The 26,329-nt window shown below is 73.0% G+C and carries 24 protein-coding genes; 17 read left to right on the forward strand and 7 right to left on the reverse strand.

Annotation, left to right across the window (positions count from 1 at the left end; genetic code table 11):
- Nucleotides 1-7: 7 nt before the first annotated feature.
- The 14 genes from ACIQ8B_RS14190 (at nt 8) to ACIQ8B_RS14255 (ending at nt 12,876) form a co-directional block, all read left to right on the forward strand.
- Nucleotides 8-1,285: a GAF domain-containing protein gene (locus tag ACIQ8B_RS14190; protein ID WP_403546863.1), complete on the forward strand. Its 1,278-nt coding sequence runs from the start codon at nt 8-10 to the stop codon at nt 1,283-1,285.
- A gap of 198 nt (nt 1,286-1,483) precedes the next feature.
- Nucleotides 1,484-2,758: a hypothetical protein gene (locus tag ACIQ8B_RS14195; protein ID WP_403546864.1), complete on the forward strand. Its 1,275-nt coding sequence runs from the start codon at nt 1,484-1,486 to the stop codon at nt 2,756-2,758.
- 73 nt (nt 2,759-2,831) lie between these two features.
- Nucleotides 2,832-3,404: a GNAT family N-acetyltransferase gene (locus ACIQ8B_RS14200; protein ID WP_290007525.1), complete on the forward strand. Its 573-nt coding sequence runs from the start codon at nt 2,832-2,834 to the stop codon at nt 3,402-3,404.
- A 127-nt stretch (nt 3,405-3,531) separates the two neighbouring features.
- Complete coding sequence (locus tag ACIQ8B_RS14205) at nt 3,532-3,615, forward strand: putative leader peptide (protein WP_310887545.1); 84 nt, start codon at nt 3,532-3,534, stop codon at nt 3,613-3,615.
- A gap of 160 nt (nt 3,616-3,775) precedes the next feature.
- Nucleotides 3,776-5,491 (forward strand): nitrite/sulfite reductase, encoded by a 1,716-nt coding sequence (locus ACIQ8B_RS14210; RefSeq protein ID WP_403546865.1) that lies wholly within the window; start codon nt 3,776-3,778, stop codon nt 5,489-5,491.
- Nucleotides 5,488-5,667 carry a hypothetical protein gene (locus ACIQ8B_RS14215; RefSeq protein ID WP_106411849.1) on the forward strand — a complete coding sequence of 60 codons (180 nt, stop codon included), beginning with the start codon at nt 5,488-5,490 and terminating at the stop codon, nt 5,665-5,667. The genes ACIQ8B_RS14210 and ACIQ8B_RS14215 overlap by 4 nt, the downstream gene beginning before the upstream one ends.
- Complete coding sequence (locus ACIQ8B_RS14220; protein ID WP_403546867.1) at nt 5,664-6,374, forward strand: phosphoadenylyl-sulfate reductase; 711 nt, start codon at nt 5,664-5,666, stop codon at nt 6,372-6,374. Before ACIQ8B_RS14215 ends, ACIQ8B_RS14220 begins: the two co-directional genes overlap by 4 nt.
- Before the next feature lie 5 nt (nt 6,375-6,379).
- Nucleotides 6,380-6,949, forward strand: coding sequence for an adenylyl-sulfate kinase (gene cysC, locus ACIQ8B_RS14225; RefSeq protein WP_290007531.1), 570 nt, complete (start codon nt 6,380-6,382; stop codon nt 6,947-6,949).
- Complete coding sequence (gene cysD / locus ACIQ8B_RS14230; RefSeq protein ID WP_290007533.1) at nt 6,946-7,884, forward strand: sulfate adenylyltransferase subunit CysD; 939 nt, start codon at nt 6,946-6,948, stop codon at nt 7,882-7,884. Before cysC ends, cysD begins: the two co-directional genes overlap by 4 nt.
- A gap of 2 nt (nt 7,885-7,886) precedes the next feature.
- Nucleotides 7,887-9,221, forward strand: a complete 1,335-nt coding sequence (locus ACIQ8B_RS14235; RefSeq protein WP_290007535.1) for a sulfate adenylyltransferase subunit 1 — start codon at nt 7,887-7,889, stop codon at nt 9,219-9,221.
- 105 nt (nt 9,222-9,326) lie between these two features.
- Nucleotides 9,327-10,430, forward strand: coding sequence for an ABC transporter substrate-binding protein (locus ACIQ8B_RS14240; RefSeq protein WP_403546870.1), 1,104 nt, complete (start codon nt 9,327-9,329; stop codon nt 10,428-10,430).
- 29 nt (nt 10,431-10,459) lie between these two features.
- Nucleotides 10,460-11,248, forward strand: coding sequence for an ABC transporter ATP-binding protein (locus ACIQ8B_RS14245; RefSeq protein ID WP_290007537.1), 789 nt, complete (start codon nt 10,460-10,462; stop codon nt 11,246-11,248).
- Nucleotides 11,235-12,125: an ABC transporter permease gene (locus tag ACIQ8B_RS14250; protein WP_290007538.1), complete on the forward strand. Its 891-nt coding sequence runs from the start codon at nt 11,235-11,237 to the stop codon at nt 12,123-12,125. The genes ACIQ8B_RS14245 and ACIQ8B_RS14250 overlap by 14 nt, the downstream gene beginning before the upstream one ends.
- 10 nt (nt 12,126-12,135) lie before the next feature.
- Nucleotides 12,136-12,876, forward strand: a complete 741-nt coding sequence (locus ACIQ8B_RS14255; RefSeq protein WP_403546873.1) for a sirohydrochlorin chelatase — start codon at nt 12,136-12,138, stop codon at nt 12,874-12,876.
- 10 nt (nt 12,877-12,886) lie between these two features.
- On the opposite strand, the gene ACIQ8B_RS14260 is transcribed toward ACIQ8B_RS14255, so the two are convergent.
- Nucleotides 12,887-13,435, reverse strand: a complete 549-nt coding sequence (locus ACIQ8B_RS14260) for a DUF1697 domain-containing protein (protein ID WP_403546875.1) — start codon at nt 13,433-13,435, stop codon at nt 12,887-12,889.
- Between the two features lie 402 nt (nt 13,436-13,837).
- Here ACIQ8B_RS14260 and ACIQ8B_RS14265 point away from each other — a divergent pair, with 402 nt between their 5' ends.
- Entirely contained in the window at nt 13,838-16,093 is a 2,256-nt protein-coding gene (locus ACIQ8B_RS14265) for an MMPL family transporter (RefSeq protein WP_403546877.1), read from the forward strand.
- Nucleotides 16,094-16,194: 101 nt separating this feature from the next.
- Here ACIQ8B_RS14265 and mgt read toward each other — a convergent pair whose 3' ends face one another.
- From mgt to ACIQ8B_RS14285, 4 genes are all read right to left on the reverse strand, one after another.
- A complete protein-coding gene (gene mgt, locus ACIQ8B_RS14270; protein WP_290007546.1) occupies nt 16,195-17,394 on the reverse strand; it encodes a macrolide-inactivating glycosyltransferase in 1,200 nt (399 codons plus the stop codon).
- Nucleotides 17,395-17,595: 201 nt separating this feature from the next.
- Nucleotides 17,596-18,894 carry an ABC transporter substrate-binding protein gene (locus ACIQ8B_RS14275; protein WP_403546879.1) on the reverse strand — a complete coding sequence of 433 codons (1,299 nt, stop codon included), beginning with the start codon at nt 18,892-18,894 and terminating at the stop codon, nt 17,596-17,598.
- Nucleotides 18,894-19,727, reverse strand: a complete 834-nt coding sequence (locus ACIQ8B_RS14280; protein WP_290007548.1) for a carbohydrate ABC transporter permease — start codon at nt 19,725-19,727, stop codon at nt 18,894-18,896. The genes ACIQ8B_RS14275 and ACIQ8B_RS14280 overlap by 1 nt, the downstream gene beginning before the upstream one ends.
- Nucleotides 19,724-20,662, reverse strand: coding sequence for a carbohydrate ABC transporter permease (locus ACIQ8B_RS14285; RefSeq protein WP_403546882.1), 939 nt, complete (start codon nt 20,660-20,662; stop codon nt 19,724-19,726). The genes ACIQ8B_RS14280 and ACIQ8B_RS14285 overlap by 4 nt, the downstream gene beginning before the upstream one ends.
- Nucleotides 20,663-20,831: 169 nt before the next feature.
- Between ACIQ8B_RS14285 and ACIQ8B_RS14290 the strand changes: the two genes are divergently transcribed.
- Nucleotides 20,832-21,695 carry a phosphotransferase enzyme family protein gene (locus ACIQ8B_RS14290; protein ID WP_106411862.1) on the forward strand — a complete coding sequence of 288 codons (864 nt, stop codon included), beginning with the start codon at nt 20,832-20,834 and terminating at the stop codon, nt 21,693-21,695.
- Nucleotides 21,696-21,750: 55 nt separating this feature from the next.
- Here ACIQ8B_RS14290 and ACIQ8B_RS14295 read toward each other — a convergent pair whose 3' ends face one another.
- Both ACIQ8B_RS14295 and ACIQ8B_RS14300 read right to left on the reverse strand, forming a co-directional pair.
- Entirely contained in the window at nt 21,751-22,473 is a 723-nt protein-coding gene (locus ACIQ8B_RS14295) for a 3'-5' exonuclease (RefSeq protein ID WP_403546883.1), read from the reverse strand.
- A 145-nt stretch (nt 22,474-22,618) separates the two neighbouring features.
- A complete protein-coding gene (locus tag ACIQ8B_RS14300; RefSeq protein ID WP_403546885.1) occupies nt 22,619-23,860 on the reverse strand; it encodes an SAV2148 family HEPN domain-containing protein in 1,242 nt (413 codons plus the stop codon).
- 297 nt (nt 23,861-24,157) lie between these two features.
- Here ACIQ8B_RS14300 and glgX point away from each other — a divergent pair, with 297 nt between their 5' ends.
- Nucleotides 24,158-26,302, forward strand: a complete 2,145-nt coding sequence (glgX, locus tag ACIQ8B_RS14305) for a glycogen debranching protein GlgX (RefSeq protein ID WP_403546887.1) — start codon at nt 24,158-24,160, stop codon at nt 26,300-26,302.
- The last annotated feature ends 27 nt before the right edge of the window (nt 26,303-26,329 follow it).

Below are 26,329 nucleotides of genomic sequence, written 5' to 3' on the forward strand. Positions count from 1 at the left end.
AGGTCCGGTGGCGCTCTCGCCGATGGACGTGTCGCATCTGGCCGCCGTGGACACAGCGCGCGCGGCGCGGGTGCTCGACGAGGTCCGTTCCGCGGCGCTGTCGGGGCGTCCGGCGCCCGTCGCTCCCCGCCCGGTGATCGGGCAGTCCTGGGAGCGGATGCTGCGCAGCGGCGTGGACCCCGACCACGGCTGCCGCAGCGGGCTGCTGCCGATGGACGAGGTGCGGCGGCGCCGGGAGGCCTCGCCGCTGCGCCATGTGCTGCCGGTGCTGCGCGAGGGGCTGCTGTCGGTCGCGGACGTCGCCCGTCACATCATGGTGGTGGCCGACGAGGAGGGCCGGGTGCTGTGGCGGGAGGGCAGCGCGCCGGTGCTGCGCAAGGCGGACGGGCTGGGCTTCGAGATCGGTGCGGACTGGCGCGAGGACGTCGTCGGCACCAACGGGGTGGGGACGCCCGCGGTGACCGGGCGCCCCGTGCAGGTCTTCGCCTCCGAGCACTTCGTACGGTCGCACGCCACCTGGACGTGTGCGGGCGCGCCCCTCACCGATCCGCGGGACGGGCGGCTGATCGGTGTGGTGGACGTGAGCGGGCCGCTGGAGACGATGCACCCGGCGACGCTGGCCTGGGTGGACTCGGTGGCGAAGCTGGCCGAGGCGCGGCTGCGGGAGAGGCACGTGCGGTCGCTGGAACGGCTGCGCGCGGTGGCGGCGCCGGTGCTGTCGCGGATCGACGGGCGGGCGCTGGTGGTGGACCGGCACGGCTGGACGGCGGCGGTGACCGGGATGCCCTACACGGAGCGGCTGGCGCTGCCCAAGTCGGTGTCGGCGGGCCAGCGGTGGCTGCCGGCGCTGGGGCGGTGCTCGCTCGAACCGCTCGCCGGGGGGTGGCTGGTGCGGGCGGCGGCGGAGCCGTCGGCGCGTCCCGCCGCGCGGATCGTGCTGGACCTGGGCGGGCGGCACCGCCGTTCGGTGCGGGTGTCCGACGGGGCCGGCTCGTGGACCCGGGAACTGAGCCCGCGGCACGCCGAGTTGCTGTATCTGCTGGCGGTGCACCGCGCGGGCCGCAGCGCCGCCGACCTGGCCCGTGACGTGTTCGGCGACCCGGCGCGCACGGTGACGGTGCGCGCGGAGATGTCCCGCGTGCGGCGCTATCTGGGGGCGCTGCTGGAGCACCGTCCGTACCGGTTCACGGAGTCCGCCGAGGTGGAGGTGGTGCTGCCGGACGACCCCGGGGACCTCTTCCCGCGCACGGCGGCGTCCGTGGCACTGGTGCGCGGGTCGGGCTAGCATCTGGCCGGAAACCGCCGCGCCGACGGGGTACACATGTACGTGAGCGCGTACGGGTGGGCGGTCCGTGCGTGGAATTGCGGGGTCTTCGTCCCGTCCGGCGGCCGGCTGTCGTAGCATCCGGGGACGGGCCGTCCCATCTGCTCCACGGTCAACCCGGGGATCACCGGACGCAGTTGGCTCGCTCGGGAGGACGTCATGAAGCATCGCGGCAGACACCGCCGGCGCCGCAGAGGCAGGGCGCTGCGCGCCGCGCTGACCGGTACGGCCCTGGCGCTCACCGCGGCCGCCACCATGATCAGCACCTCGCAGGCCACCGACGCCGACGACCCCGGCGCGCTGCGCCCGCTCACCGCGACCGCCGACACGGCGCCGCTCCGGCTGACCGAACACGCCGTCCCGGGCGCCGAGCTGAACCGTCTCACCGCGTCGATGGGCCCGGCCGTGGGGGTGGGCGCGGTGCTCGCCGACCCGGACGGGGCGCTGGAGGACGCCGAGGGGTGCACGGACGACGACCGGCGCGCGCTGCCCGTCGAGCCGGCCGCGTCCCGGGCGTACTGCTGGCCGGAGCGGGACACCGACGGCTGGCGGCCCGGCGCGGTCACCACCTCCGGGGACGCCGACGAGGACGGCCGCTGGGGCGCGCACCGGGTGGTCCTCTCCGGCTGGACCCGCGGCACCGGCACGCCCGCCGGGCAGGGGCTCGCGCGGGTCGCCTTCGTGGCCGCCGACGACGACCGGGCGCCGCGCTACACCTGGGCGCTGCTCGCCGTGCCGGTGGACGGGGGCCGGGACTTCCGCGGGCTGGGTTCCGACGTGTCCGGCATGGTCTGGTACGGGGACAAGCTGCTCGTCACCGCGGGCCGGGGCGAGGGCGGCGCGCTGTACGTGTACGACCTGGACCGGGTGCAGCGGGCCACGGTGGACGCGGACGCCGTGGGGCGGGTGCCCGGCGGCTGGTCGGCGGCGGGCGCCCGGTACGTGCTCCCGGCGGTCGCCTCCTACGGGACGGCCGGCGCCGGCGCGCCGCGGCCGGGCGGGATCGCCCTGGACCGCAGCACCGCGCCGGACAGTCTGGTGGTGCACGAGGCGGCGCCCGCGGACGAGGAGGGGCCGACCCGGCTGTGGCGGTACGCGTTCGGCGCCCGTCCGGAGCGGGCCGGGCTGCTGGAGGCGGAGCCGGTCGCGGTGTACGAGACGGAGCTGACGCGGGTGCGCGGGGTGCTGGCGCACCGGTCGGAGTGGTACCTGAGCCGGGCCACGGGTGCGCCGGAGGAGCGCGGCACGCTGTGGCGGCAGGACACCGAGGGGGCGCGCCCGGTGCGCTGCGGGGCGGACGAGACGTACCGCTGCTGGAGCGGTCCCGCGACGTCCCTGTCGTACTGGCAGGCGACCGGGGACGTGTGGTCGCAGTCGGGGCGGATGCTGTTCGCGCTGCCGCTGGCGTCGATCGAGGAGTCGCTGGAGCGGTAGCCGGACCAGGGGGGTGCCCGGCCTCTGGTCAGGCGTTCGACAGGGGTGTGTGCCGGATGGTTGTCTTTCGGCCATGACGACCCTCTCCGTGACCACCTGGTCCCTGGAGCAGACCGCGCCCACCGATCTCCGTCCGGCCGCCGTGCCCGAGGGGGACGTGCGGGTGGTCCGCTCCGAGGTGCCCTCCCCCGAGTTCAGCCGGTTCCTGTACGCGTCGGTGGGCGGCGACATCCGCTGGACCGACCGGCTGGGCTGGACGTACGCGCGGTGGCGGGAGCATCTGGAGCGGCCCGGCGTGGAGACGTGGGTCGCCCACGACCGGGGCACGCCGGCCGGGTACGTGGAGCTGGAGGCGCAGGACGAGGGGGTCGTGGAGATCCTCTACTTCGGGCTGCTGCCCGCCTTCCGCGGCCGGCGCATCGGCGGTCATCTGCTGTCGTACGGCGTGGCGCGCGCCTGGGACCTGGCGGACCGCTGGCCCGGGGTGAAGCCGACCGCGCGGGTGTGGCTGCACACGTGCAGCAAGGACGGCGAGCACGCCCTGGACAACTATCTGCGCCGGGGATTCCGGCTGTTCGACACCACGGTGGAGGACGAGCCGGAGAGGGCCGCGCCGGGCCCGTGGCCGGGCGCTTACCCGGCCTGAGCGGTTTCGGCAAGACCGCTCGCACCGCTTGTGACCAAGGACACCCTTGTCTTGCATGACGAGACAAGGGTGTCCACATTTCGGATAATGGTGGACTGCCTCCAGATCGCCGTGCCAGGCTTCCGCCATGCCTGGAACTGGAATCGCCTTGGTGAGTCGGCGGCACGTCGACCTCGGCCGCATGTCCAGCGCCATCTGTCCGGCGCGCTGAGAGCACCCAGCAGCGCCCGACACCCTTCCCTCCTCCTTTCCTGCGCAAGGACGCGCACGCCTCTGCCCGCATGCGCGTAAGCGCAGGTCAGAGTCGTTCCCCCGGCGCGGCGCCCCGCGCCGAGAGACCATCCACCGCTGTCCCGAAGGACGTATCAACCATGGCCGCCACCCCGCAGAAGCCTGCCGCCGCGCAGAAACCTGCCACCGCGACCCCCCGCCGCAGGGCGAGCCGTCACCGCGGAGAGGGACAGTGGGCCGCGGGGCACTTCACCCCGCTCAACGGCAACGAGCAGGTCAAGAAGGACGACGACGGTCTCAATGTGCGGACACGCATTGAGACGATCTACTCCAAGCGGGGCTTCGACTCGATCGACCCCGCCGACCTGCGCGGCCGGATGCGGTGGTGGGGCCTGTACACCCAGCGCAAGCCCGGGATCGACGGCGGCAGGACCGCGGTCCTCGAGCCGGAGGAGCTGGACGACACGTACTTCATGCTGCGGGTGCGCATCGACGGCGGCGCGCTGACCACGCGGCAGCTGCGGGTCGTCGGTGAGATCTCGCAGGAGTTCGCGCGCGGGACCGCCGACATCACCGACCGGCAGAACGTCCAGTACCACTGGATCCGCATCGAGGACGTGCCCGAGATCTGGGAGCGTCTCGAAGCCGTCGGCCTGTCCACGGTCACCGCCTGCGGCGACACGCCCCGCGTGATGATCGGCTCCCCCGTCGCGGGCATCGCCGAGGACGAGATCATCGACGGCACCCCGGCGCTGGAGGAGATGAAGCGCCGCGTCCTGGGCAACAAGGCGTACTCGAACCTGCCCCGCAAGTTCAAGACGGCCATCTCCGGCTCGCCGGTGCTGGACGTGGTGCACGAGATCAACGACGTGGCGTTCGTCGGCGTCCGCCACCCCGAGCACGGGCCCGGCTTCGACCTGTGGGTCGGCGGCGGCCTGTCCACCAACCCCAAGCTGGGCGTGCGGCTCGGCGCCTGGGTGCCGGTCGAGGACGTGCCCGACGTCTACGAGGGCGTCCTGTCCATCTTCCGCGACCACGGCTACCGCCGGCTGCGCAACCGCGCCCGGCTGAAGTTCCTGGTCGCCGACTGGGGCGCGGAGAAGTTCCGCCAGGTGCTGGAGGACGAGTACCTGGGGCGCAGGCTGACCGACGGTCCGGCGCCCGCCGAGCCGGTGTCGCACTGGCGCGACCACATCGGGGTGCACCGCCAGAAGGACGGCCGCTTCTACGTCGGCTTCGCGCCGCGCGTCGGCCGTGTCGACGGCGCCACCCTCACCAAGATCGCGGACGTCGCCGAGGCGCACGGCTCGGGCCGGGTGCGCACCACCGTCGAACAGAAGATGATCGTCCTCGACGTCGAGGAGTCCCAGGTCGACTCCCTCGTCGAGTCCCTGGAGGCGCTGGACCTCAGCGCCCGCCCCTCGCCCTTCCGGCGCGGCACCATGGCCTGCACCGGCATCGAGTTCTGCAAGCTCGCCATCGTCGAGACCAAGGCGCGCGGCGCCTCGCTGATCGACGAACTGGAGCGCCGCATGCCGGACTTCGACGAGCCGGTCACCATCAACCTCAACGGCTGCCCGAACGCCTGCGCCCGTATCCAGGTGGCGGACATCGGCCTCAAGGGCCAGCTCGTGCTGAACGACCAGGGCGAGCAGGTCGAGGGCTACCAGGTGCACCTCGGCGGCGCGCTCGGCCTGGAGGCCGGCTTCGGCCGCAAGGTGCGCGGCCTGAAGGTCACCGCCGACGAACTGCCGGACTACGTGGAGCGGGTGCTGAAGCGTTTCCAGGAGGAGCGCGAGGACGGCGAGCGGTTCGCCTCCTGGGTCACCCGCGCGTCCGAGGAGGCCCTGTCGTGAGCGAGCGCGCGGCGCCGTTCCACTGCCCCTACTGCGGCGACGAGGACCTGCGCCCCAGCGAGGAAGGGCACGGCGCATGGGAGTGCGCGGCCTGCAACCGCGCCTTCCGGCTGACGTTCCTCGGGCTGCTGGCCCGGGGTCTGGACCGATCCGACACGGGAGGGGACCCGGCATGACGGCCGTATCGGACGAGCGCGGCGCCGTCGAGTTGCGGGAACTGGCCGAGCAGGCGGGCCGGGGCCTGGAGGACGCGTCCGCACCGGACATCCTCCGCTGGGCGGCCGACACGTTCGGCAGGCGCTTCTGCGTGACGTCCTCCATGGAGGACGCGGTGGTCGCCCACCTCGCCTCCCGGGCCCTGCCCGGGGTGGACGTGGTGTTCCTCGACACCGGCTACCACTTCCCCGAGACCATCGGCACCCGGGACGCCGTGGAGGCCGTGATGGACGTCAACGTCCTCACGCTCACCCCCCGGCAGACGGTCGCCGAGCAGGACGCCGAGTACGGCCCGAGGCTCCACGACCGCGACCCGGACCTGTGCTGCAGGCTGCGCAAGGTGCAGCCGCTGGAGGAGGGCCTGAAGGACTACCTGGCCTGGGCGACCGGCCTGCGCCGCGACGAGTCCCCGACCCGGGCGAACACCCCGGTGGTCGGCTGGGACGAGAAGCGGCGGAAGGTGAAGATCTCCCCCATCGCCCGGTGGTCCCAGGAGGACGTGGACGCCTACGTCGCCGAACACGGCGTCCTCACCAACCCGCTGCTGACGGACGGTTACGCCTCCGTGGGGTGCGCCCCCTGCACCCGCCGCGTGCTGGAGGGCGAGGACGCCCGCGCCGGCCGCTGGGCGGGCCGCGCCAAGACCGAGTGCGGACTGCACGGCTGACCCCCATGACCGCGCCTTCGACGAACCAGGAGAACCACGTGACGACCGGAGCCACCGTCTGGCTCACGGGTCTGCCGAGTGCGGGCAAGACCACCATCGCGCACGAACTCGCCGCCCGGCTGCGCGAACAGGGCCGGCCCACCGAGGTGCTCGACGGCGACGAGATCCGCGAGTTCCTCTCGGCGGGCCTCGGCTTCAGCCGCGAGGACCGGCACACCAACGTCCAGCGCATCGGCTTCGTCGCCGAACTGCTCGCCCGCAACGGCGTGCTGGCGCTCGTCCCGGTGATCGCCCCGTACGCCGACAGCCGCGAGGCCGTCCGCGCCCGCCACGAGGCGAACGGCACGCCGTACGTCGAGGTGCACGTGGCGACGCCCGTGGAGGTGTGCTCCGTGCGTGACGTGAAGGGCCTGTACGCCAAGCAGGCGGCGGGTGAGCTGACCGGGCTCACCGGCGTCGACGACCCGTACGAGGAGCCCGAGAAGCCCGATCTGCGCATCGAGTCGCAGCACCAGACCGTGCAGGAGTCCGCGGCGGCCGTCCACGCCGTGCTCAGCGAAAGGGGACTGGCATGACGACCGTCGCCACCACCGTCGAGGAGGGTACGGACAGCCCGTACGCCCTCTCGCACCTGGACGCCCTCGAGTCGGAGGCCGTGCACATCTTCCGTGAGGTGGCGGGTGAGTTCGAGAAGCCGGTGATCCTGTTCTCCGGCGGCAAGGACTCCATCGTCATGCTGCACCTGGCGCTGAAGGCGTTCGCGCCCGCGCCGGTGCCGTTCGCGCTGCTGCACGTGGACACCGGGCACAACTTCCCCGAGGTCCTCGACTACCGCGACCGCACGGTCGCCAGGCACGGGCTGCGGCTGCACGTCGCCTCCGTGCAGGACTACATCGACCGCGGCGTCCTCAAGGAGCGCCCGGACGGCACCCGCAACCCGCTGCAGACGCTCCCGCTCACCGACACCATCCGCGAGCAGGGCTTCGACGCGGTGTTCGGCGGCGGCCGCCGCGACGAGGAGAAGGCCCGCGCCAAGGAGCGGGTGTTCTCGCTGCGCGACGAGTTCTCCCAGTGGGACCCCCGCCGCCAGCGCCCCGAGCTGTGGAACCTCTACAACGGCCGGCACGCCCCCGGTGAGCACGTGCGCGTGTTCCCGCTGTCCAACTGGACCGAGCTGGACGTGTGGCAGTACATCGCCCGCGAGGACATCGAACTGCCGGAGATCTACTACGCGCATGAGCGCGAGGTGTTCAAGCGCAGCGGGATGTGGCTGACCGCGGGCGAGTGGGGCGGCCCGAAGGACGGCGAGACGGTCGAGAAGCGCCTGGTGCGCTACCGCACCGTCGGCGACATGTCCTGCACCGGCGCGGTCGACTCCGACGCCGACACCATCGAGAAGGTGATCACGGAGATCGCCGCGTCCCGGCTCACCGAGCGCGGCGCCACCCGCGCCGACGACAAGCTGTCCGAGGCCGCGATGGAAGACCGCAAGCGCGAGGGGTACTTCTAAGCATGAGCACGATCACGACCGAGGAGCTCTCGGCCACCACCCTGCTGCGGTTCGCCACCGCCGGCTCCGTCGACGACGGCAAGTCCACCCTGGTGGGCCGGCTGCTGCACGACTCCAAGTCCGTGCTCGCCGACCAGCTGGAAGCGGTCGAACGCGCCTCGGCCGTCCGCGGCCAGGACACCCCCGACCTCGCGCTGCTCACCGACGGGCTGCGCGCCGAACGGGAGCAGGGCATCACGATCGACGTGGCGTACCGTTACTTCGCCACGCCCCGGCGGCGGTTCATCCTCGCCGACACCCCCGGCCACGTGCAGTACACGCGGAACATGGTCACCGGCGCCTCGACCGCCGAACTGACGGTGATCCTGGTCGACGCCCGCAACGGCGTGGTCGAGCAGACCCGCCGGCACGCGGCGATCGCCGCGCTGCTGCGGGTGCCGCACGTGGTGCTCGCCGTGAACAAGATGGACCTGGTGGACTACCAGGAGCCCGTGTTCGCCGCGATCGCCGAGGAGTTCACGGCGTACGCCACCGAGCTGGGCGTCCCCGAGGTCACCGCCGTCCCGATCTCGGCGCTCGTCGGCGACAACGTGGTGGAGCCGTCCGCCCACATGGACTGGTACGGCGGCCCCACCGTGCTGGAGCACCTGGAGACCGTGCCGGTCAGCCACGACCTGACCCGCTGCCACGCCCGGCTGCCCGTGCAGTACGTGATCCGGCCGCAGAGCGCCGAGCACCCCGACTACCGGGGCTACGCCGGGCAGATCGCCGCCGGCACCTTCCGGGTCGGCGACGAGATCACCGTGCTCCCGTCGGGCCGCTCGACCACGGTCACCGGCATCGATCTGCTGGGCGAGCCCGTCGACGTGGCCTGGACGCCGCAGTCGGTGACGCTGCTGCTCGCCGACGACATCGACATCTCCCGCGGCGACCTGATCGTGCCCAGCAAGGACGCGCCGGCCACCACCCAGGACCTCGAGGCGACCGTCTGCCACGTCGCCGACGAGCCGCTGACGGTCGGCCACCGCGTGCTGATCAAGCACGGCACCCGCACGGTCAAGGCGATCGTCAAGGACATCCCGTCCCGGCTGACGCTGGACGACCTGTCCCTGCACCCGCACCCGGGCCGGCTCACCGCCAACGACATCGGCCGGGTGACCCTCCGCACCGCCGAACCGCTGCCCGCCGACACCTACGCCGACTCCCGCCGCACCGGGTCCTTCATCCTGATCGACCCCGGCGACGGGACGACGCTGACCGCGGGCATGGTCGGCGAGTCCTTCGCCTCGCCCGGCCCGGTCGTCGACGAGGCGGACGACGACGGGTGGGACTTCTGACCGCCCGCCGGCCTCCCGCCGCCTCCGTACTGCCCTGAGCCCGCCGACGGCCCGGCCGCGCGACCACCGCGTGACCGCCGGCCGCCACCGAGAGGAACGTCCCCCTTGCCTGCCACGACCGCCCTGCGCCGCGCCCTCGCGGTGACGGCCATGCTGCCGTTGCCGGCTCTGGCCGCCTGCGGTTACGGGTCCCAGGCCAAGGACACCGACACCGCGCAGGTCGCCTCGGGTCCGAGGACCGACGGTCTGGACTCCGTCCGCATCGGCTACTTCGGCAACCTCACCCACGGCACCGCCCTGGTCGGCGCCCAGAAGGGGTTCTTCCAGAAGGAACTCAAGGGCACCGAGGCGACGTACGCGGTGTTCAACGCGGGCCCGTCGGCGATCGAGGCGCTCAACTCCGGTTCCCTGGACGTCGCGTTCATCGGCCCCTCCCCCGCGGTGAACGGCTGGACCAAGGCGGAGGGCAAGAACCTGCGCATCGTGGGCGGTTCGGCGTCCGGCGGCGTGAAGCTGGTCGTGAACCCCGACAAGGTGAAGTCCGTCGAGGATGTCGAGGGCAAGCGGATCGCGACCCCTCAGCTCGGCAACACACAGGACGTGGCGTTCCTCAACTGGGCCGCCGAGCAGGGCTGGAAGGTCGACCCGCAGAGCGGCAAGGGCGACGTCACCGTGGTGCGCAGCGACAACAAGGTCACTCCCGACGCCTTCAGGTCCGGTTCCGTGGACGGAGCCTGGGTGCCCGAGCCGACCGCGTCGCGGCTGGTCGCGCAGGGCGGCAAGGTGCTGCTGGACGAGTCGTCGCTGTGGCCGGGCGGCAGGTTCGTGATCACGAACATCGTCGTCCGCCAGGAGTTCCTCGACAAGCACCCCAAGGCCGTCGAGGCGGTGCTGCGGGCGTCCGTCGAGTCCAACCGGTGGATCAACGCCCACCCGGAGGAGGCCAGGGAGGCCGCCAACGCGCGGCTCGCGGCCGACACCGGCAAGCCGCTGCCCGCCGAGGTGCTCGACCCGGCCTGGGAGTCGATCACGTTCCTGGACGACCCGCTGGCATCCACCCTCAAGGCGCAGGCGGGCCACGCCGTCGAGGCGGGCCTGCTGGAGCAGCCGGACCTGAAGGGGATCTACGACCTCTCCCTGCTCGGCAAGGTCCTCCGGGCGGCCGGCCGGCCCGCCGTCGACGACGCCGGACTCGGCGTCCAGCCCTGACCCCGCACGCTTCCCAGGAGGTGACGACCATGGCCACGACCCTCGCCAAGGCCGCCGACGGCACGCAGTCGGCCACGCACGCGGCCCGCATCGAGCACGTCTCGAAGTCCTTCGCGGGCCCCGCGGGGCAACAGCTCGTGCTGGACGACATCAGCCTCGACGTCGCCCCCGGCGAGTTCGTCACCCTCCTCGGCGCCTCCGGCTGCGGCAAGTCCACCCTGCTCAACCTCGTCGCCGGCCTCGACCGGCCCTCCGCCGGCGCCATCACCACCGACGGCCGCCCCGCCCTGATGTTCCAGGAACACGCCCTGTTCCCCTGGCTCACCGCCGGCAAGAACATCGAACTCGCCCTGAAACTGCGCGGCGCGCCCAAGAACGAACGGCGTGAGCGCGCCGAACAGCTGCTGGAGCTGGTCCGCCTGGGCGGCGCCCACGGCAAGCGCGTCCACGAGCTGTCCGGCGGCATGCGCCAGCGCGTCGCCCTCGCCCGCGCCCTCGCCCAGGAGAGCCGGCTGCTGCTGATGGACGAGCCGTTCGCCGCGCTCGACGCCATCACCCGCGACGTCCTGCACGACGAACTCACCCGCATCTGGCGCGAGACCGGCCTGTCGGTCCTGTTCGTCACCCACAACGTCCGCGAGGCCGTCCGCCTCGCCCAGCGCGTGATCCTGCTGTCCTCACGCCCCGGCCGCATCGCCCGGCAGTGGACCGTGGACATCCCGCACCCGCGCCGCATCGAGGACACCGCCGTGGCGGAGCTGTCCGTCGAGATCACCGAGCAACTCCGTGGGGAGATCCGCCGACATGGCCAGCACTGACACCACTCCCAAGGACACCGGCGATCTCGCCGGACTGGAAGCGGGCCTGGACGCACTGGAGACGGTGCAGACCACCCGCAAGCCGCTGCGGCAGACCCTCACCCAGAAGGTCCTCCCCCCGGTCGTCGCCGTCGCGCTCGTGCTGGCCGTGTGGCAGTCCCTGATCACCTTCAAGGTCGTCGACGACCCCACCAAGCTGCCCGCGCCCGCCGACGTCTGGCGCGTGCTGGAGAAGGCCTGGCTGCAGGGCGAACTCCTCGGCTACATCTGGACCTCGGTCTCCCGCGGCCTGCTCGGCTTCTGCCTCGCCCTGCTCATCGCCACCCCCCTCGGTCTCCTCCTCGCCCGCGTCAGACTGATCCGCGCCGCGATCGGCCCGATCCTGTCCGGTCTGCAGTCCCTGCCCTCGGTCGCCTGGGTCCCGCCCGCCGTCATCTGGCTCGGCCTGAACAACCAGATGATGTACGCGGTCATCCTCCTGGGCGCGGTCCCCTCCATCGCCAACGGACTGCTCTCCGGCGTCGACCAGGTCCCGCCCCTGTTCCAGCGCGCCGGCCGCACCCTCGGCGCCACCGGCCTCAAGGGCACCTGGCACATCACCCTGCCCGCCGCCCTCCCCGGCTACGTCGCCGGACTGAAGCAGGGCTGGGCCTTCTCCTGGCGCTCCCTCATGGCCGCCGAGATCATCGCCTCCTTCCCCGACCTCGGCGTCGGCCTCGGACAGCTCCTGGAGAACGGCCGCAACGCCAGCGACATGGCCATGGTCTTCGAGGCGATCCTGCTCATCCTCACCGTCGGCATCGCCATCGACCTGCTGATCTTCAGCCCCCTCGAACGACGGGTCCTGCGCACCCGCGGACTCCTGGTGAAGAGCTGAGGTGCGGATGATGCTGCGTCGTCCTGTCCTTCTCGTCGTCGCCCACGGCAGCCGTGACCCGCGGCACGCCGCGACCGTGCACGACCTGGTGCGCCGGGTGCGCGCCCAGCGGCCCGGCCTGCGGGTGGAGACCGGGTTCCTGGACTTCAACGTGCCGTCCGTCGGCGCGGTGCTCGAGTCCCTGGACGCGGAGGGGGTGCGTGACGTGGTCGCGCTGCCGCTGCTGCTGACCCGCGCCTTCCACGCCAAGGCGGACATCCCCGCGGTGCTGGCCGAGGCCCCGCCGCGGCTGCGGATCCGCCAGGCCGAGGTGCTGGGCCCGTCCCCGATGCTGCTGGCGGCCCTGGAGCGCCGGCTGTACGAGGCGGGTCTGACGCCCGCCGACAAACCCTCGACCGGGGTCGTGCTGGCCTCGGCGGGGTCCTCCGACCCGGAGGCGATCGCAGTGATCGCAGACGTCGCGCGGGAGTGGCGGCACACCGGTTGGTGCGCCGTGCGGCCTGCGTTCGCCTCCGCATCCCTTCCCCGCACCGAACAGGCGGTGCGGGAACTGCGGGAACTCGGCTGCCCCCGCGTCGCCGTCGCGCCGTACGTGCTGGCGCCGGGCCGGCTGCCGGACCGGATCGCCCGGGGCGCGGCCGGCGCGGACGTCCTGGCGGACGTGCTGGGCCCGTCGCCGGAGGTCGCCCGGGTGCTCCTGGAGCGCTACGACGCGGCGCGGACGCCGTCGCTCCAGACGCTGGGCGCCTGAGCCGGGCGGCTCAGGTCCCGGTCATCTCCACCAGCCTGCGCACCGTGTTCCAGTTGCGGCTGGTGGCGACGACGCCCTTGCTCAGACGCGGCTTGGACAGGTGGCCGGCGAGCTCGGAGCGGCCGAGGCCGTCGGGGACGTACAGGTAGAGAGCGCGGTCGCCGAGGCGGAACTCCTCCGGGAGGTACGCCTGCCGGTCGATCTCCGCGAACCGCTCGCCGGTGACGGGCGCGGAGAAGTAGGTGACGTGGAGCTGCTTCGGCTCCAGCTCGCCGGCCGGGAAGGGGCAGGCCTCGACGACGCCCTTCAGATAGGCGTGGTCGCGCACGATCACGTCCACGTCGAAGCCGAACCGCCGGGCGAGCGCCCCGGACAGCTCGGCGGCCAGCGACTCCTCGTCGCCGTGGCCGGCGGTGAACGCGGCCTGGCCGCTCTGCAGGTACGTGCGCACGTCCTCGTGACCGAGGCTCTCCAGCAGGCCGCGCAGCTCGGCCATCGGGACCTTCCGTCCGCCGCCCACGTTGATGCCGCGCAGCAGCGCCGCGTATCTCGTCGCCATGGTCCCGACTGTAGTGGGGCCGTCGTGCCCCGTGGGGGCGGGCACGACGGCCGGGGCCCGCGCACGGCGGGCCCCGCCGCTCCGGCCGGCGGGGCCGGGCCCGGAGCAACCCGAAGACGCTGCTGTGACGTGGCGACGCGGGATCCGGTGCCGCACGCGCGGCCCTCACCGGCTCCGATGTCCGGTCCCCGGCCCCGGCCCTGATCCACCGTCCCCCGGTGTCCCGGACATGTGTAGGGGGCCACGTCCTCCCCAGTGGGGAGGGGGGCCGGGCCGGTGGGATGAGTGCGGGCCCCGCGGCTTCACCGGACAGCACGACGAGACGCGCCCGCCCGGCCCATAGCTTCGGAACGTCAGGTGGCGGCAGGGGGTCGCTGCCGCACACGAGGGAGCGAACCCGTCATGGGGAACGGAGACGCGCGGGTACGGGGGCTCGCCGCCCGGGCCGGCGGCTGGAGCGCCCGGCACCGCTGGGCGGCCGTCGGCATCTGGGTGCTGTTCGTGGTGCTGGCGATGGGGCTCGGCTCGGCCGCGGGCCGGGTCGACGTCGAGGAGAGTGAGCAGCTCAAGGGGGAGACCAGCACCGCGGCCCGCATCGTCGAGGAGGCCGGGATCGAGGAGCCGGCCTCGGAGACCGTGCTCGTCCAGGCGAAGGACGGCGGTCTCACGTCCACCGACGCCGCGTTCCGGTCGGCGGTCGCCGCGGTCGTCACGGCCGTGGAGGGGACCGGCGAGGTCACGGACGTCACCTCGCCGTACGAGAGCGGCACGGTCTCGAAGGACGGGCGCAGCGCGCTGGTCCAGTTCGACGTGCGGGGCGACCCGCGGACGGCCGGTGAGCGGATCCAGCCGGTGCTGGACGCGGTGGCGGACGTCCAGAAGGAGCACGAGTCGCTGCGGATCGAGGAGATCGGCGGCGCCAGCATGATGAAGACGTTCGACGACGCGTTCGGCGACGACTTCAAGAAGGCCGAGTACTCGGCCGTGCCGGTCGCCCTCGGCATCCTGCTGATCGCGTTCGGCGCGCTGGTGGCGGCGCTGCTGCCGGTCGCGCTGGCGATCACCGCGATCATCGCGACGATGGGCCTGATGGGCCTGGTGAGCCACCTCCAGCCGATGAGCGACACCGCCAACTCGGTGATGCTGCTGGTGGGTCTGGCCGTCGGCGTCGACTACTGCCTGTTCTACCTGCGCCGGGAGCGCGAGGAGCGGGCGGCGGGACGGGACGCGCGGACGGCGCTGCGGATCGCCGCCGCGACCAGCGGCCGGGCGATCGTCGTCTCCGGTGTCACGGTGTGCGTGGCGATGGCGGGCATGCTGTTCACCGGGATCGCCGAGTTCGAGGCGATGGGCCTGGCCTCGCTGATGGTGGTGGGCGTGGCGATGGTCGGCTCCGTGACCGTCCTGCCGGCGCTGCTGTCGCTGTTGGGCGAACGGGTCGAGAAGGGCAGGGTGCCGTTCCTGCGCCGGCGGACGGGCGCCGGCAACGACAGCCGGTTCTGGTCGGCCGTGCTGAAGCGGGTCCTCGCCCGGCCGGTGCTGTCGGTGGTCGTGGCGACCGGCGCCCTGCTCGCGGTGGCCGCGCCCGCGCTCGGCATGAAGACCGAGAACCTGACCCTGGACCAGGAGTTCGGCGACTCGCTGCCGATCGTGCAGACGTACAACCGGGTCAACGAGGCGTTCCCGGGCGGTTCGGAGCCGGCCGAGGTGGTCGTCAAGGCGGACGACATCAACGCGCCGGAGGTGAAGGCGGCGCTGGCCGACTTCCGTGAGCAGGCGGTCGGTTCGGGCGCCTCGCGCGGTCCGGTCGAGATCAAGCTGCACGACCGGCAGAACCTGGCCTTCGTCTACGTGCCGCTGGTCGGCGGCTCCGACCAGGACGCGGCGGGCGCCAGCCTGGAGAAGCTGCGCGACGAGGTGCGGCCCGCGACGCTGGGCGAGGTCGACGGGGTCGAGGCGCCGATCACCGGTCAGGTGGCGGGCAACAAGGACTTCAACGACCAGCTCGTCGGCTCGGTGGTCCCGGTGTTCGCGTTCGTGGTGGTGTTCGCCTTCGTGCTGATGCTGCTGTCGTTCCGCTCGCTGACGGTCGCGGTCACCTCGATCGTGCTGAACCTGCTGTCGGTGGGCGCCGCGTACGGCATCCTCGTGGCGGTCTTCCAGCACGGCTGGGGCGCGTCCCTGGTGGGCGCGGAGGGCGTGGGCGCCATCATCAGCTGGCTTCCGCTGTTCCTCTTCGTGATCCTGTTCGGCCTGTCGATGGACTACCACGTGTTCGTGGTGTCCCGGATCCGTGAGGCGCGGGCGCGGGGCCTTCAGACGCGGGACGCGATCCGGCACGGGGTGGTCACCACGGCCGGCGTGGTCACGAGCGCCGCGGTCATCATGGTCGCCGTGTTCGCGATCTTCGGGACGCTGTCCATGCAGTCCATGAAGCAGATGGGCGTGGGCCTGGCGGCGGCGGTGCTGATCGACGCGACGGTCATCCGGGGCGTGCTGCTCCCGGCGGTGATGGCGCTGCTCGGCGAGCGCAACTGGTACTTCCCGAAGTGGCTGCACCGGCTGCCCGACCTGACCCACGACGAGGCGCCGGCGGCGCCCGCGCCGACGCCGACGCCGCGGGCGAGGGACGACGAGGGCGAGAAGGTGCCGGTCTGACCGGCGCGGACACGAACCGGGGCCCGGCGGCTGCCACCGCCGGGCCCTTCCCGTGCCGTCGGGTCCCGTGCCGTCAGCTCCGTGCCGTCGGCCCCGTGCCGTCAGCCGCGTCCGGGCAGCTCGGCCTCGATCAGGTCGGCGGCCCTGCGGGTGCCGCCCTCCTCGGCCATCTCCGCCTGGACGCTCTTGAGGCGGCGGGCGACCTCCGGGTCGTCCACCAGGGCGAGGGCGGCGGTGCGCAGCGCCTCGGCGGTCGCCTCCTCGGCGGGCAGGTGCCGGGCCACGCCGAGCGCCTGGAGCATGTCCGCGTTGCCGAACTGGTCCACGGCCTGCGGCACGGCGATCATCGGGGTCGCGGTGGCCAGACCCTCCTGGCTGCCGCCCGCACCGGCGTGGGTGACGAACAGGTCGGCCTGCTTGAGGACGGCGAGCTGCGGCACCCAGGACCGCACCTCGACGTTCGGCGGTACGTCGCCGAGCTCGGCGGGGTCGACGTGCTTGCCGATCTGCAGCACCAGGTGCCAGCCGGGCAGGCGGCCGAACGCCTCGACGCACTCCCGGTAGAAGGCGGGCCGTTTGGTGAAGGACGAGCCGAGCGACACCAGGACGACCTTCTCCGCCCCGGCGGGCCGCCGCCAGTCGCCCTCGGCGCTCCGGTCGCCCTGGCAGGCGCCCACGAAGGAGTACACGCGCTCGTCGACCCGGTCGGCGTGCGGCTGGAGCGCCTTCGGGATGAGCACGAGGGAACGGTCCGGGCGTCCCACGAAGTCGTCCGGGTGCAGGCTGATCCCGTTCTCCTCCAGCCACGCCCGGAAGCGGGCGTAGTACGCCTTGCCGCGTTCGGTCTTCTTCGGCTCCTCCCACAGCGGTTCGGCGATCTCCTTCTCGTAACCGTCCCAGGCGACGAGGTTCGGTGAGAGGGAGACGGCGGGCACGCCCCAGCGGTGGGCGAGCACGCGGGCCGGGTAGGCGGTGATGTCGTACAGCACGAGGTCGGGGGTGTCGCCCTCGTACGCCTCGATGAGCTGCGGGAGCGCCTGCACGGCGTCCGCGAGGAAGGGCTCGACGTTGTCGAGGAGGGTGGTGCCCCAGGCCTCGGGGTCGTCGTCGGGGCCGGGCAGGGTGGAGTTCCACAGCTTGGGCTCGGCGCCGGTCCCGGCGACCTTCTCGGCGAAGAGCGGCGGGATCGCGTAGGTCACCCGGTGTCCGCGCGCCACCAGCTCGCGGATCACCTCGAGGCTGGGGTTCACGTGCCCGTGGGCGGCGATGGAGAACATGGCGATGTGCGCGGGAGCGGTCATACGGCGACCGTAGGCAAGACGGCACGTCTCGTGCAACTCGTTGTCGCCCTCGCCGTCGGCGTGATCGGCGCGCGAGCCGTGCCGGGCGGCCCGGACGACTCGCACCGGAGCGGTACGCCGCGCTCACCGGTCCGTTCACCGCCGCCCGGGCCGCCGTGCCCGCGCATCCCGCCGGCCGGGCGGCGACCTCGCGGGGAGGGCTCAGCGCTGGTAGCGGGCGAGGACCAGGTTGCCGTCCTTCTCCAGGCGTTCCCGCAGCTCGCCGAGGCCGATCGCGCCGCTGTAGTACTCCTGGAGCGCCGGGGTGGCGACCTTGTCCTTCCACTCCGGGTAGCCCCGGACGGACCGGGCCGGCGCCGGGCGCAGGTGGGCGGCGAGCGCCGTGCCGGTGGCCCAGCCGTGTTCGGGGGCGCGCAGGGCCGGGTCGGCGAGGGCCCGGCGGCCGGTGGGCAGCATCCAGTCGCCGAGCGCGAGACGCACCATGTTCCGCGGCTGGAGCAGGAAGTCCAGGAAGGCGACCGCCTCCCTCTTGTGGGGGCAGTCCTCGGCGACGGACAGGGTCTGCGGGCTGACGCCCTGGGCGGGTCCGGCGGCCCCGGCCGGCGCGGGCAGCACCTGCCACTCGAAGCCCTCCGGCGCCTGCTGGACGATCTGCTGGCGGTAGGAGAAGCCGAGCGGCACCATCGCGTACTTCCCCGCGAAGAGGCCGGGCAGGGTGTCGGAGCCGCCGCTGCCGAGGGTGGTGGGCGAGGCGCTGCGGTCGGTGTTCACCTGCTCGTGGATCGTGCGCGGGACGACCTCGTCGCCCTCCTCGAACCGCACGGTGACCTTCCCGTCGGCGCCCCGGTGGAAGAGCCGGCCGCCCGCGGAGAGGGAGAGGTTGAGGGTGGCGGACACCGGCTCCTTGAGGGGCCAGGCCACCCCGTACCCGCCGTCGCCGGACAGTTCCTTCGTCACCTCGCGGAACTCCGCCCAGCTCCACGGGTGCGCGGGGGTCGGGACGCGGACGCCGGACTCCTTCAGGCGGGCGGCGTCGGCGACGAGGACGCGCGGCTCCTGGAGGAAGGGGACGCCGTAGACGCCGTCGCCGAAGGTGACGGACTCCCAGGCGAGCGGCGGGATGTCGGAGGTCAGCCGCTCGGGCAGCAGCTCCGTGAGGTCGGCGAGGTGGCCGCCGTACGCGAAGTCGGCGAGGTCGTCGGCGGCGTCGTGGACGATGTCGGGGGCCTCGCCGCCCTCGAAGGAGGTGAGGAGCTGGTCGTGGACGCTGTCCCAGCTGCCCTGGACGTACTCCACGCGGACGTCGGGGTGGGAGGCGTTCCACTCCTCGACCAGGTCCTTGGTGGCCTCGACCGACTCCTGCTGCCAGGCCAGGGACTGGAAGCGCAGGGTGATCCGGCCGTCCTCGCGGGCGCCGCCGGAGGAGCAGCCCGCGAGGAGCAGGGCGAGGACGAGGGCCGCGACGAGGACGCGGGCCCGGGAAGGCGCCGTCCGTGTCATCAGCCCTTCACCGCCCCGGCGAGCAGGGAGCCGGTGATCCGGCGCTGGATGAGCGCGAACACCAGCAGCGAGGGCAGCGTCGCGAGGAACGCGGCGGCTGCCAGCGGGCCGAGGTCGGCGACCCCCTCGGCCCCGATGAAGCGGGTGAGGAGCACCGGCAGCGTCTGCTGTTCCGGCGTCTTCAGCAGGACGAGGGCGAAGAAGAACTCGTTCCACGCGGTGACGAAGGCGAACAGCGCGGTCGCGGCGATGCCCGGCGCGAGCAGCGGCGCGGTCACCGACACCAGGGTGCGCAGCCGCCCGGCCCCGTCCACGGCCGCCGCCTCCTCCAGCTCGGCCGGCACGGCGCGGACGTACCCGGTGAGCATCCACAGGGCGAAGGGCAGCGCCCAGACGACGTGGACCAGCACCAGACCGGGCAGCGAGTCGATCAGCCGCAGGTTCTTCAGCACCAGGAACAGCGGGATGATCAGCAGCACGAACGGGAACGCCTGGCTGACCACCACCCAGCCGGTCACCGCCCGCACGAGGGCGCCGCGGTGGCGGGCCATGACGTACGCCATCGGGGTGGCCACGGCGACCGCGACGACGGCCGCGGCGGACGCGGTGAGCAGGGAGTTGAGGGCGGCCCGCAGCAGCGGCTGCTCGTCGAAGGCCTGGCGGAAGTTGGCGAGGGTGGGGTCCTGCGGGATCCAGGTGGGGTGCAGTCCGGCCAGCTCGGTGGGCGGCTTGAACGCGGTGGACGCGAGCCAGACGAGCGGGAAGGCCAGGAAGACCAGGTACGCGAGCAGGGCCGCGTACTGGCCGGCGCGGGCGGCGGGACGGGTCCTCACGGCGCGTCACCTCCCTTCAGCCGGCCGGCGAGGAACACGGCGAGCAGGACCGAGACCGCGGCGACCATCACGCAGCCCATCGCCGCCGCGTAACCGAACTGGCCGTAGCGGAAGGCCTCCTCGTAGGCGAACAGCATGGGCAGGCGGGTGCGTCCGCCGGGGCCGCCGCTGGTCAGCACGTAGACGAGGGCGAAGGAGTTGAAGTTCCAGATGAGGTTGAGCGCCGTGATGGCGAGGGCGACGGGCCGCAGCGCCGGCCAGGTGACCGTGCGGAAGCGGCGCCAGGCGCCGGCGCCGTCCACGGCGGCGGCCTCGTGCAGCTCGCGCGGGGTGTTCTGGAGTCCGGCGAGCAGCGCCACCGTGGTCTGCGGCATGCCCGCCCACACGCCGACGACGATCACCGCGGGCAGGGCGGTGGCGAGTCCGCTCAGCCAGTCCCGGTCGCCGCCGAACCCGAGGTCGCGCAGGGTCTCGTTGAGGATGCCGGCGTCCGGGTTGTACGTGAGGCGCCACATGATGCCGACGACCACCTCGGGCATCGCCCAGGGCACGATCGCCAGGGCGCGCGCCGCCCAGCGCAGCCGCAGGTCCTGGTCGAGCAGCAGGGCGAGGCCGAGCGCCAGCAGGAACTGCGGGACCGTCACGCCGACCGCCCACACCAGCCCGATGCGGAACGACTCCCAGAACAGGGTGTCCTGGAGCAGGTCCTGGAAGTTCAGGGTGCCGATCCAGCGGGTCGGCTCGGTACGGCCGGACTGGGCGTCGGTGAAGGCCAGCAGGGCGCCGTGGAGCAGCGGGCCGACGCTGAGCACCAGGATCGGGATCAGCGCGGGCAGCACCAGGAACCACGGGCCGTGGTCGACGGCACGCCGCGCGGGGCGGCCCGGGCCGGGCGCGCGGGACTCCGATCTCCTCGCCTCGGTCACCGACGCCACGGCATCAGCCCCTTCGCACGGTGGGAGTGGGCCCGGTCATGGTCGTGAACGCGGCACCGCACGTCAAGGGCCCACGCGCACCACCCGACCTGTGCGAATGCGAGACTGACCGCGAACGGCCGGACGGCGGCGCCCGGCGGGGCCCGAGACGGACACGGAGGCGGAAGCGATGGACGAGGCGCGGGCGCGGGAGGTTCTGGACACCGCGGGGGTGCTGCCCCGGGGTGCCGGGGACGCGCGGCTGCTGGCGCTCGGGGAGAACGCGGTGTTCGCCGCCGGGGACCTGGCCGTCAAGGTGGGCCGGGACGCCGAACTGCTGGAGCGGGCCCGCCGCGGGCTGGCGGTCGCCGGGTGGCTGGCGGAGCAGGGTGTGCCCGCCGTGCGGCCGGCCGTGTCCGAGGCGCTGCTGGTCGAGGGGCATCCGGTGACCGTGTGGCACCGGCTGCCGGAGCCGGTGCGGCCCGCCGAGCCGAAGGACGTGGCCGTGCTGCTGCGGCAGGTGCACGCGCTGCCCCCTCCCCCGTTCGTCCTGCCGCCCCGCGCGCTGCTGGACGGCGTGGAGCGCTGGCTGCGGCTCGCGGGCGACGCCATCGACCCGGCGGACGCGGCGTATCTGCGCGAGCGGCGCGACGGCTTCGCGGCGGCCGCCGCCGCGCTGACGCCCCGGCTGCCGCGCGGGCCCGTCCACGGCGACGCGCTGCCGCGCAACGTGCACGTCGGGCCCGACGGCCCGGTGCTGATCGACCTGGAGACCTTCTCGTCGGACCTGCGGGAGCACGACCTGGTGGTGATGGCCCTCGCCCACGACCGCTACGGGCTGCCGGACGAGGCGTACGCGTCCTTCACCGGGACCTACGGCTGGGACGTGCGGGAGTGGGAGGGCTGTGCGGTGCTGCGCGGGGCGCGGGAGACCGCCAGCTGTGCCTGGGTCGCCCAGCACGCCCCGGGCAACCCCCGGGCGCTGGCGGAGTTCCGCCGCCGGGTGGCGTCCTTGCGGGACGGGGACGAGACCGTGCGCTGGTACCCGTTCTGAGCCGTCCCCGCGGACCCTGGGAGCAGGGCCTGGGAAGCGAGGTCAGGGGGCCGGGTCAGACGGGCTCGCCCGCCGGTTCGCGCAGCGGCCAGGTGCCGTCGACCAGGGCGGCCGGGTCGCCCTTGCGGCGCAGGAAGCTCTGGAAGTCCGCCGCCCAGGCCGCGTGCCACTCGATCTGACGGCGGTGCAGCTCCGTCGGGCCGAGGGCCGCGACCTTCGGGTGGCGGCCGGCTATCGCGCAGGCCAGCCGGGCGGCGGCGAGGGCGTCGGCCGTCGCGTCGTGCGCCGCGTCGAGGGGGACGCCGTACTCCGCGCAGACCGCTTCGAGGGTGCGCTTGCCGCGGCGGTAGCGGTCGACGGCGCGGTCGATGGTGTACGGGTCGATGACCGGGGCCGGGTCGGCGCCGCCCAGACGGTCGCGCAGGGACGGCAGTCCGTACCGCCGCAGCTCGGCGGAGAGGAGGCTGAGGTCGAAGGAGGCGTTGTAGGCGACGACCGGGACGCCGGTCCGCCAGTGGGCGGCGAGGACGCCGGCGATGGCGTCGGCCACCTGGCCGGCGGGGCGCCCCTCGGCGGCCGCCCGCTCGCTGCTGATGCCGTGGACCGCGACCGCGTCCTCCGGGATCGGCACGCCCGGGTCGGCCAGCCACTCCTGGCGCCCCAGCGGCTCCCCCTCCCGGAGCTCGATCACGGCTCCCGTGACGATCCGCGCCTCGCGCGGGTCCGTCCCCGTCGTCTCCAGGTCGAAGCCGATCAGCAGCTCCCGGTGCCAGCCCATGGGCTGCCCCCCTTCTGTGCGGTGCGTTCCCCCAGTGGCTTCCACCCTCGCACGCGCCACTGACAACCAGAGGATCGCATTCCGTTTGCCGGGCGGATCAGACGGCCCCGGGACGGGTGGCACCGGTCCGCACAGGTGCGGGCGTTCAGGACACCGGCCGCGAATCCGCCCACATCTGCTCGAACTCCTCGCGGTAGGTGGGGAAGAGACCGCCCTCCTCGGTCTCGCCCGGCTTGACCACCTTCGTCCCGTTGCGCAGCACCAGCACCGGCGCCTCCATGCCGCGGGTGCGCCGCAGGTGGTTCTGCACCACGGCGACGCCGTCGGAGCCGTCGCCGTCCACCAGGTAGGCCGTGCAGCGCGGCGTCTCGTCGTAGACCTGGATCTCGAAGGCGCCCGGGTCGCGCAGCCGGGACCGCACGCGGCGCATGTGGAGGATGCTCATCTCCACGGACCGGCCCAGCTCGCCCCGCTTGATGCCCAGTTCGCGCTCGCGCCGCTTGACCGCGCTGGAGGCCGGGTTGAGGAACAGCAGCCGGACCCGGCAGCCGGACTCGGCCAGCCGCACCAGCCGGCGGCCGGAGAAGTTCTGCACGAGCAGGTTCAGGCCGATGCCGAGGGCGTCGAGGCGGCGGGCCCCGCCGAATATGTCCTCGGCCGGGAACTGGCGCAGCAGCCGCACCCGGTCCGGGTGGACGGCGACCACATCCGCGTACCGGTCACCCACCAGGTCCTCGACCGCGTCCACCGGCAGCCGGCGCGCCGAGGGCACGTCGCCGCCCGCGCCGAGCATCTCCAGCAGCCGCGCGGAGGCCCGCTCCGCCTGGTTCAGCACCGCCTCGGACAGCGCCCGGTTGCGGGAGACCACGTTGCGGGTGACCTCCAGCTCGTCCAGGGCCAGCTCGACGTCCCGGCGGTCGTCGAGGTACGGCTCGAAGCACGGCCAGTGCTGCACCATCAGCTCGCGCAGCTGCGGCAGGGTGAGGAACGACAGCACGTTGTCGTCGGCCGGATCGAGCAGATAGCCCTTGCGGCGGCTGACCTCGCGCACGGCGACCGCGCGCTGCACCCACTCCTGTCCGGCGGGCCCGGCGGCGGCGACCACCCAGTTGTCGCCGTGCACGGGCTCGTAGACCGGACGCAGCACGGCGGCGACGACCGCGCGCAGCCGCTGCTCGACCAGGTTCAGCCAGATGTAGGCCCGGCCGGCCCGCTGCGCGCGCGTGCGCACCTCGCGCCACGCGTCCGCGCCCCAGTCCAGCTCCGGTCCGATCGAACCCGCGTCCATCGGCCGTGCCAGGGACACCGCACCGGGCGGGACGTCCGTGGAGCCGCTCCTCTCGTGACCCTCGTCACCAGGGGGCAGTTCCAGCCCTCCCGAGCCCACCCGCGCACCGCCTTCCGATCCCCCGAGCACTCCCCGTCCGACGATCAAGGAGAGTACTCCGCATGCGGTGCGCGATGCAGCCCGATGCACAGGGTCGTTTCCCAACTTCCCCCGACCACGCGACCGTTCCGCCCTCCTCGGGGCGGGGAGTGATCATGTTCATAGTGGATTCACGAGGTGCGCGGTCGTCCGTCGGGGGCATGGGTACCCCATGGACCCCGCCCTTTCGGGGAGACACGGGGACACGTGGAGCCAAGGCGCCCCCACCGGCGCCGTACACCTGAAAGAGTCGTGTCCATGCAGGTCTGGCCTGGCGAGGCGTATCCGCTCGGTGCCACGTACGACGGCGCCGGAACGAACTTCGCGGTCTTCACGGAGGCCGCGGACCGAGTAGAGCTGTGTCTGCTGCACGACGACGGCTCCGAGACCGCGGTCGAACTGCGGGAGAGCGACGCGTTCGTGCGGCACGCGTACCTGCCCGGGGTCATGCCCGGGCAGCGGTACGGCTTCCGTGTGCACGGGCCGTACGCACCCGAACGGGGGCTGCGCTGCAACTCCGCGAAACTGCTGCTCGATCCGTACGCGCGTGCGATCAGCGGCTCCGTCCAGTGGGGCGAGGAGGTGTACGGCTACCACTTCGACGACCCCGGACGGCGCAACGACCTGGACTCGGCGCCGCACACGATGACGTCGGTCGTGGTCAACCCCTACTTCGACTGGGGGGACGACCGGAGCCCCCGGACGGAGTACCACCACACGGTGATCTACGAGGCCCACGTCAAGGGCCTCACCATGCGCCACCCGGCGCTGCCCGAGGAGCTGCGCGGCACCTACGCGGGCCTGGCGCACCCCGCGATCATCGAGCACCTGACCGAACTGGGCGTCACCGCGCTGGAGCTGATGCCGGTGCACCAGTTCGTCAACGACCACCGGCTGGTCGACATGGGCCTCAACAACTACTGGGGCTACAACACGATCGGCTTCTTCGCCCCGCACAACGCCTACGCGTCCTGGGGCGACCGGGGCCAGCAGGTGCTGGAGTTCAAGTCGGCGGTGAAGGCGCTGCACGAGGCCGGCATCGAGGTGATCCTCGACGTGGTCTACAACCACACCGCCGAGGGCAACCACCTGGGCCCCACCCTGTCCCTCAAGGGCCTCGACAACCCCTCGTACTACCGGCTGGCCGACGACCCGCAGTACTACATGGACACCACGGGCACCGGGAACTCGCTGCTGATGCGGTCCCCGCACGTGCTCCAGATGATCATGGACTCGCTGCGGTACTGGGTCACCGAGATGCACGTCGACGGCTTCCGCTTCGACCTCGCGGCCACCCTGGCCCGGCAGTTCCACGAGGTGGACCGGCTGTCGTCGTTCTTCGACCTGGTGCAGCAGGACCCGGTGGTGTCCCAGGTGAAGCTGATCGCCGAGCCCTGGGACGTCGGCGAGGGCGGCTACCAGGTGGGCAACTTCCCACCGCTGTGGACCGAGTGGAACGGCAAGTACCGCGACACCGTGCGGGACCTGTGGCGGGGCGAGCCGCGCACGCTCGCGGAGTTCGCGTCCCGGCTCACCGGTTCCTCCGACCTCTACCAGGACGACGGACGGCGCCCGCTCGCCTCGATCAACTTCGTCACCTGCCACGACGGCTTCACCCTGCACGACCTGGTGTCGTACAACGAGAAGCACAACGAGGCCAACGGCGAGGACAACCGGGACGGCGAGAGCCACAACCGGTCCTGGAACTGCGGGGCCGAGGGCGACACCGACGACCCGGACGTGCTGCGGCTGCGGGCCCGGCAGATGCGGAACTTCATCGCCACGCTGATGCTCTCCCAGGGCGTGCCCATGATCAGCCACGGCGACGAGCTGGCCCGCACCCAGCGCGGCAACAACAACGCCTACTGCCAGGACAGTGAGCTGGCCTGGGTCGACTGGCCGGACGAGGACGCCGAGGGGGACGAGGGGGACGAGGGGGACCTCCGCCGGCAGCTGCTGGAGTTCACCCGCGCGATGGTGTGGCTGCGCAAGGACCACCCGGTCTTCCGGCGGCGCCGCTTCTTCCACGGCCGGCCCGTGGAGGGCACCCACGACGACCTCTCCGACATCGCCTGGTTCACCCCCGAGGGCGGCGAGATGACCCAGCGGGACTGGGAGTCGGCCCGGGCGTCGGCGCTGACTGTGTTCCTCAACGGCAACGCCATCTCCGAACCGGGGCAGCGCGGGGAGCGGATCACCGACGACTCGTTCCTGCTGATGTTCAACGCCTCCCCCAGGCCGCTGGACTTCGTGGTGCCGGTGGACCACGGCGCGCAGTGGCAGGTGGTGGTGGACACCGCCCGCGCGGACGGCGTGCCGCCGGGCACGGGTCCGAAGGTCTCCGCGGGCACACGGCTGACGCTCGCCGACCGGAGCCTGACGGTGCTGCAACGGCCGGCGTGACCGCGCCTCCCGGGTTCACCCGTCCGG

The sequence above is a fragment of the Streptomyces sp. NPDC096105 genome, from assembly GCF_044763335.1.
GTDB lineage: Bacteria > Actinomycetota > Actinomycetes > Streptomycetales > Streptomycetaceae > Streptomyces.

Bases quoted from the DNA above. Each gene is read 5' to 3' on its own strand.
- ACIQ8B_RS14195 (WP_403546864.1), top strand. From the start codon at position 1,484: ATGAAGCATCGCGGCAGACACCGCCGGCGCCGCAGAGGCAGGGCGCTG.
- ACIQ8B_RS14205 (WP_310887545.1), top strand. From the start codon at position 3,532: ATGCCTGGAACTGGAATCGCCTTGGTGAGTCGGCGGCACGTCGACCTC.
- ACIQ8B_RS14250 (WP_290007538.1), top strand. From the start codon at position 11,235: ATGGCCAGCACTGACACCACTCCCAAGGACACCGGCGATCTCGCCGGA.
- ACIQ8B_RS14265 (WP_403546877.1), top strand. From the start codon at position 13,838: ATGGGGAACGGAGACGCGCGGGTACGGGGGCTCGCCGCCCGGGCCGGC.
- mgt (WP_290007546.1), bottom strand. From the start codon at position 17,394: ATGACCGCTCCCGCGCACATCGCCATGTTCTCCATCGCCGCCCACGGG.
- ACIQ8B_RS14210 (WP_403546865.1), top strand. From the start codon at position 3,776: ATGGCCGCCACCCCGCAGAAGCCTGCCGCCGCGCAGAAACCTGCCACC.
- ACIQ8B_RS14235 (WP_290007535.1), top strand. From the start codon at position 7,887: ATGAGCACGATCACGACCGAGGAGCTCTCGGCCACCACCCTGCTGCGG.
- ACIQ8B_RS14200 (WP_290007525.1), top strand. From the start codon at position 2,832: ATGACGACCCTCTCCGTGACCACCTGGTCCCTGGAGCAGACCGCGCCC.
- ACIQ8B_RS14255 (WP_403546873.1), top strand. From the start codon at position 12,136: ATGCTGCGTCGTCCTGTCCTTCTCGTCGTCGCCCACGGCAGCCGTGAC.
- ACIQ8B_RS14260 (WP_403546875.1), bottom strand. From the start codon at position 13,435: ATGGCGACGAGATACGCGGCGCTGCTGCGCGGCATCAACGTGGGCGGC.
- ACIQ8B_RS14275 (WP_403546879.1), bottom strand. From the start codon at position 18,894: ATGACACGGACGGCGCCTTCCCGGGCCCGCGTCCTCGTCGCGGCCCTC.
- ACIQ8B_RS14290 (WP_106411862.1), top strand. From the start codon at position 20,832: ATGGACGAGGCGCGGGCGCGGGAGGTTCTGGACACCGCGGGGGTGCTG.
- cysD (WP_290007533.1), top strand. From the start codon at position 6,946: ATGACGACCGTCGCCACCACCGTCGAGGAGGGTACGGACAGCCCGTAC.
- glgX (WP_403546887.1), top strand. From the start codon at position 24,158: ATGCAGGTCTGGCCTGGCGAGGCGTATCCGCTCGGTGCCACGTACGAC.
- ACIQ8B_RS14295 (WP_403546883.1), bottom strand. From the start codon at position 22,473: ATGGGCTGGCACCGGGAGCTGCTGATCGGCTTCGACCTGGAGACGACG.
- cysC (WP_290007531.1), top strand. From the start codon at position 6,380: ATGACCGCGCCTTCGACGAACCAGGAGAACCACGTGACGACCGGAGCC.
- ACIQ8B_RS14245 (WP_290007537.1), top strand. From the start codon at position 10,460: ATGGCCACGACCCTCGCCAAGGCCGCCGACGGCACGCAGTCGGCCACG.
- ACIQ8B_RS14220 (WP_403546867.1), top strand. From the start codon at position 5,664: ATGACGGCCGTATCGGACGAGCGCGGCGCCGTCGAGTTGCGGGAACTG.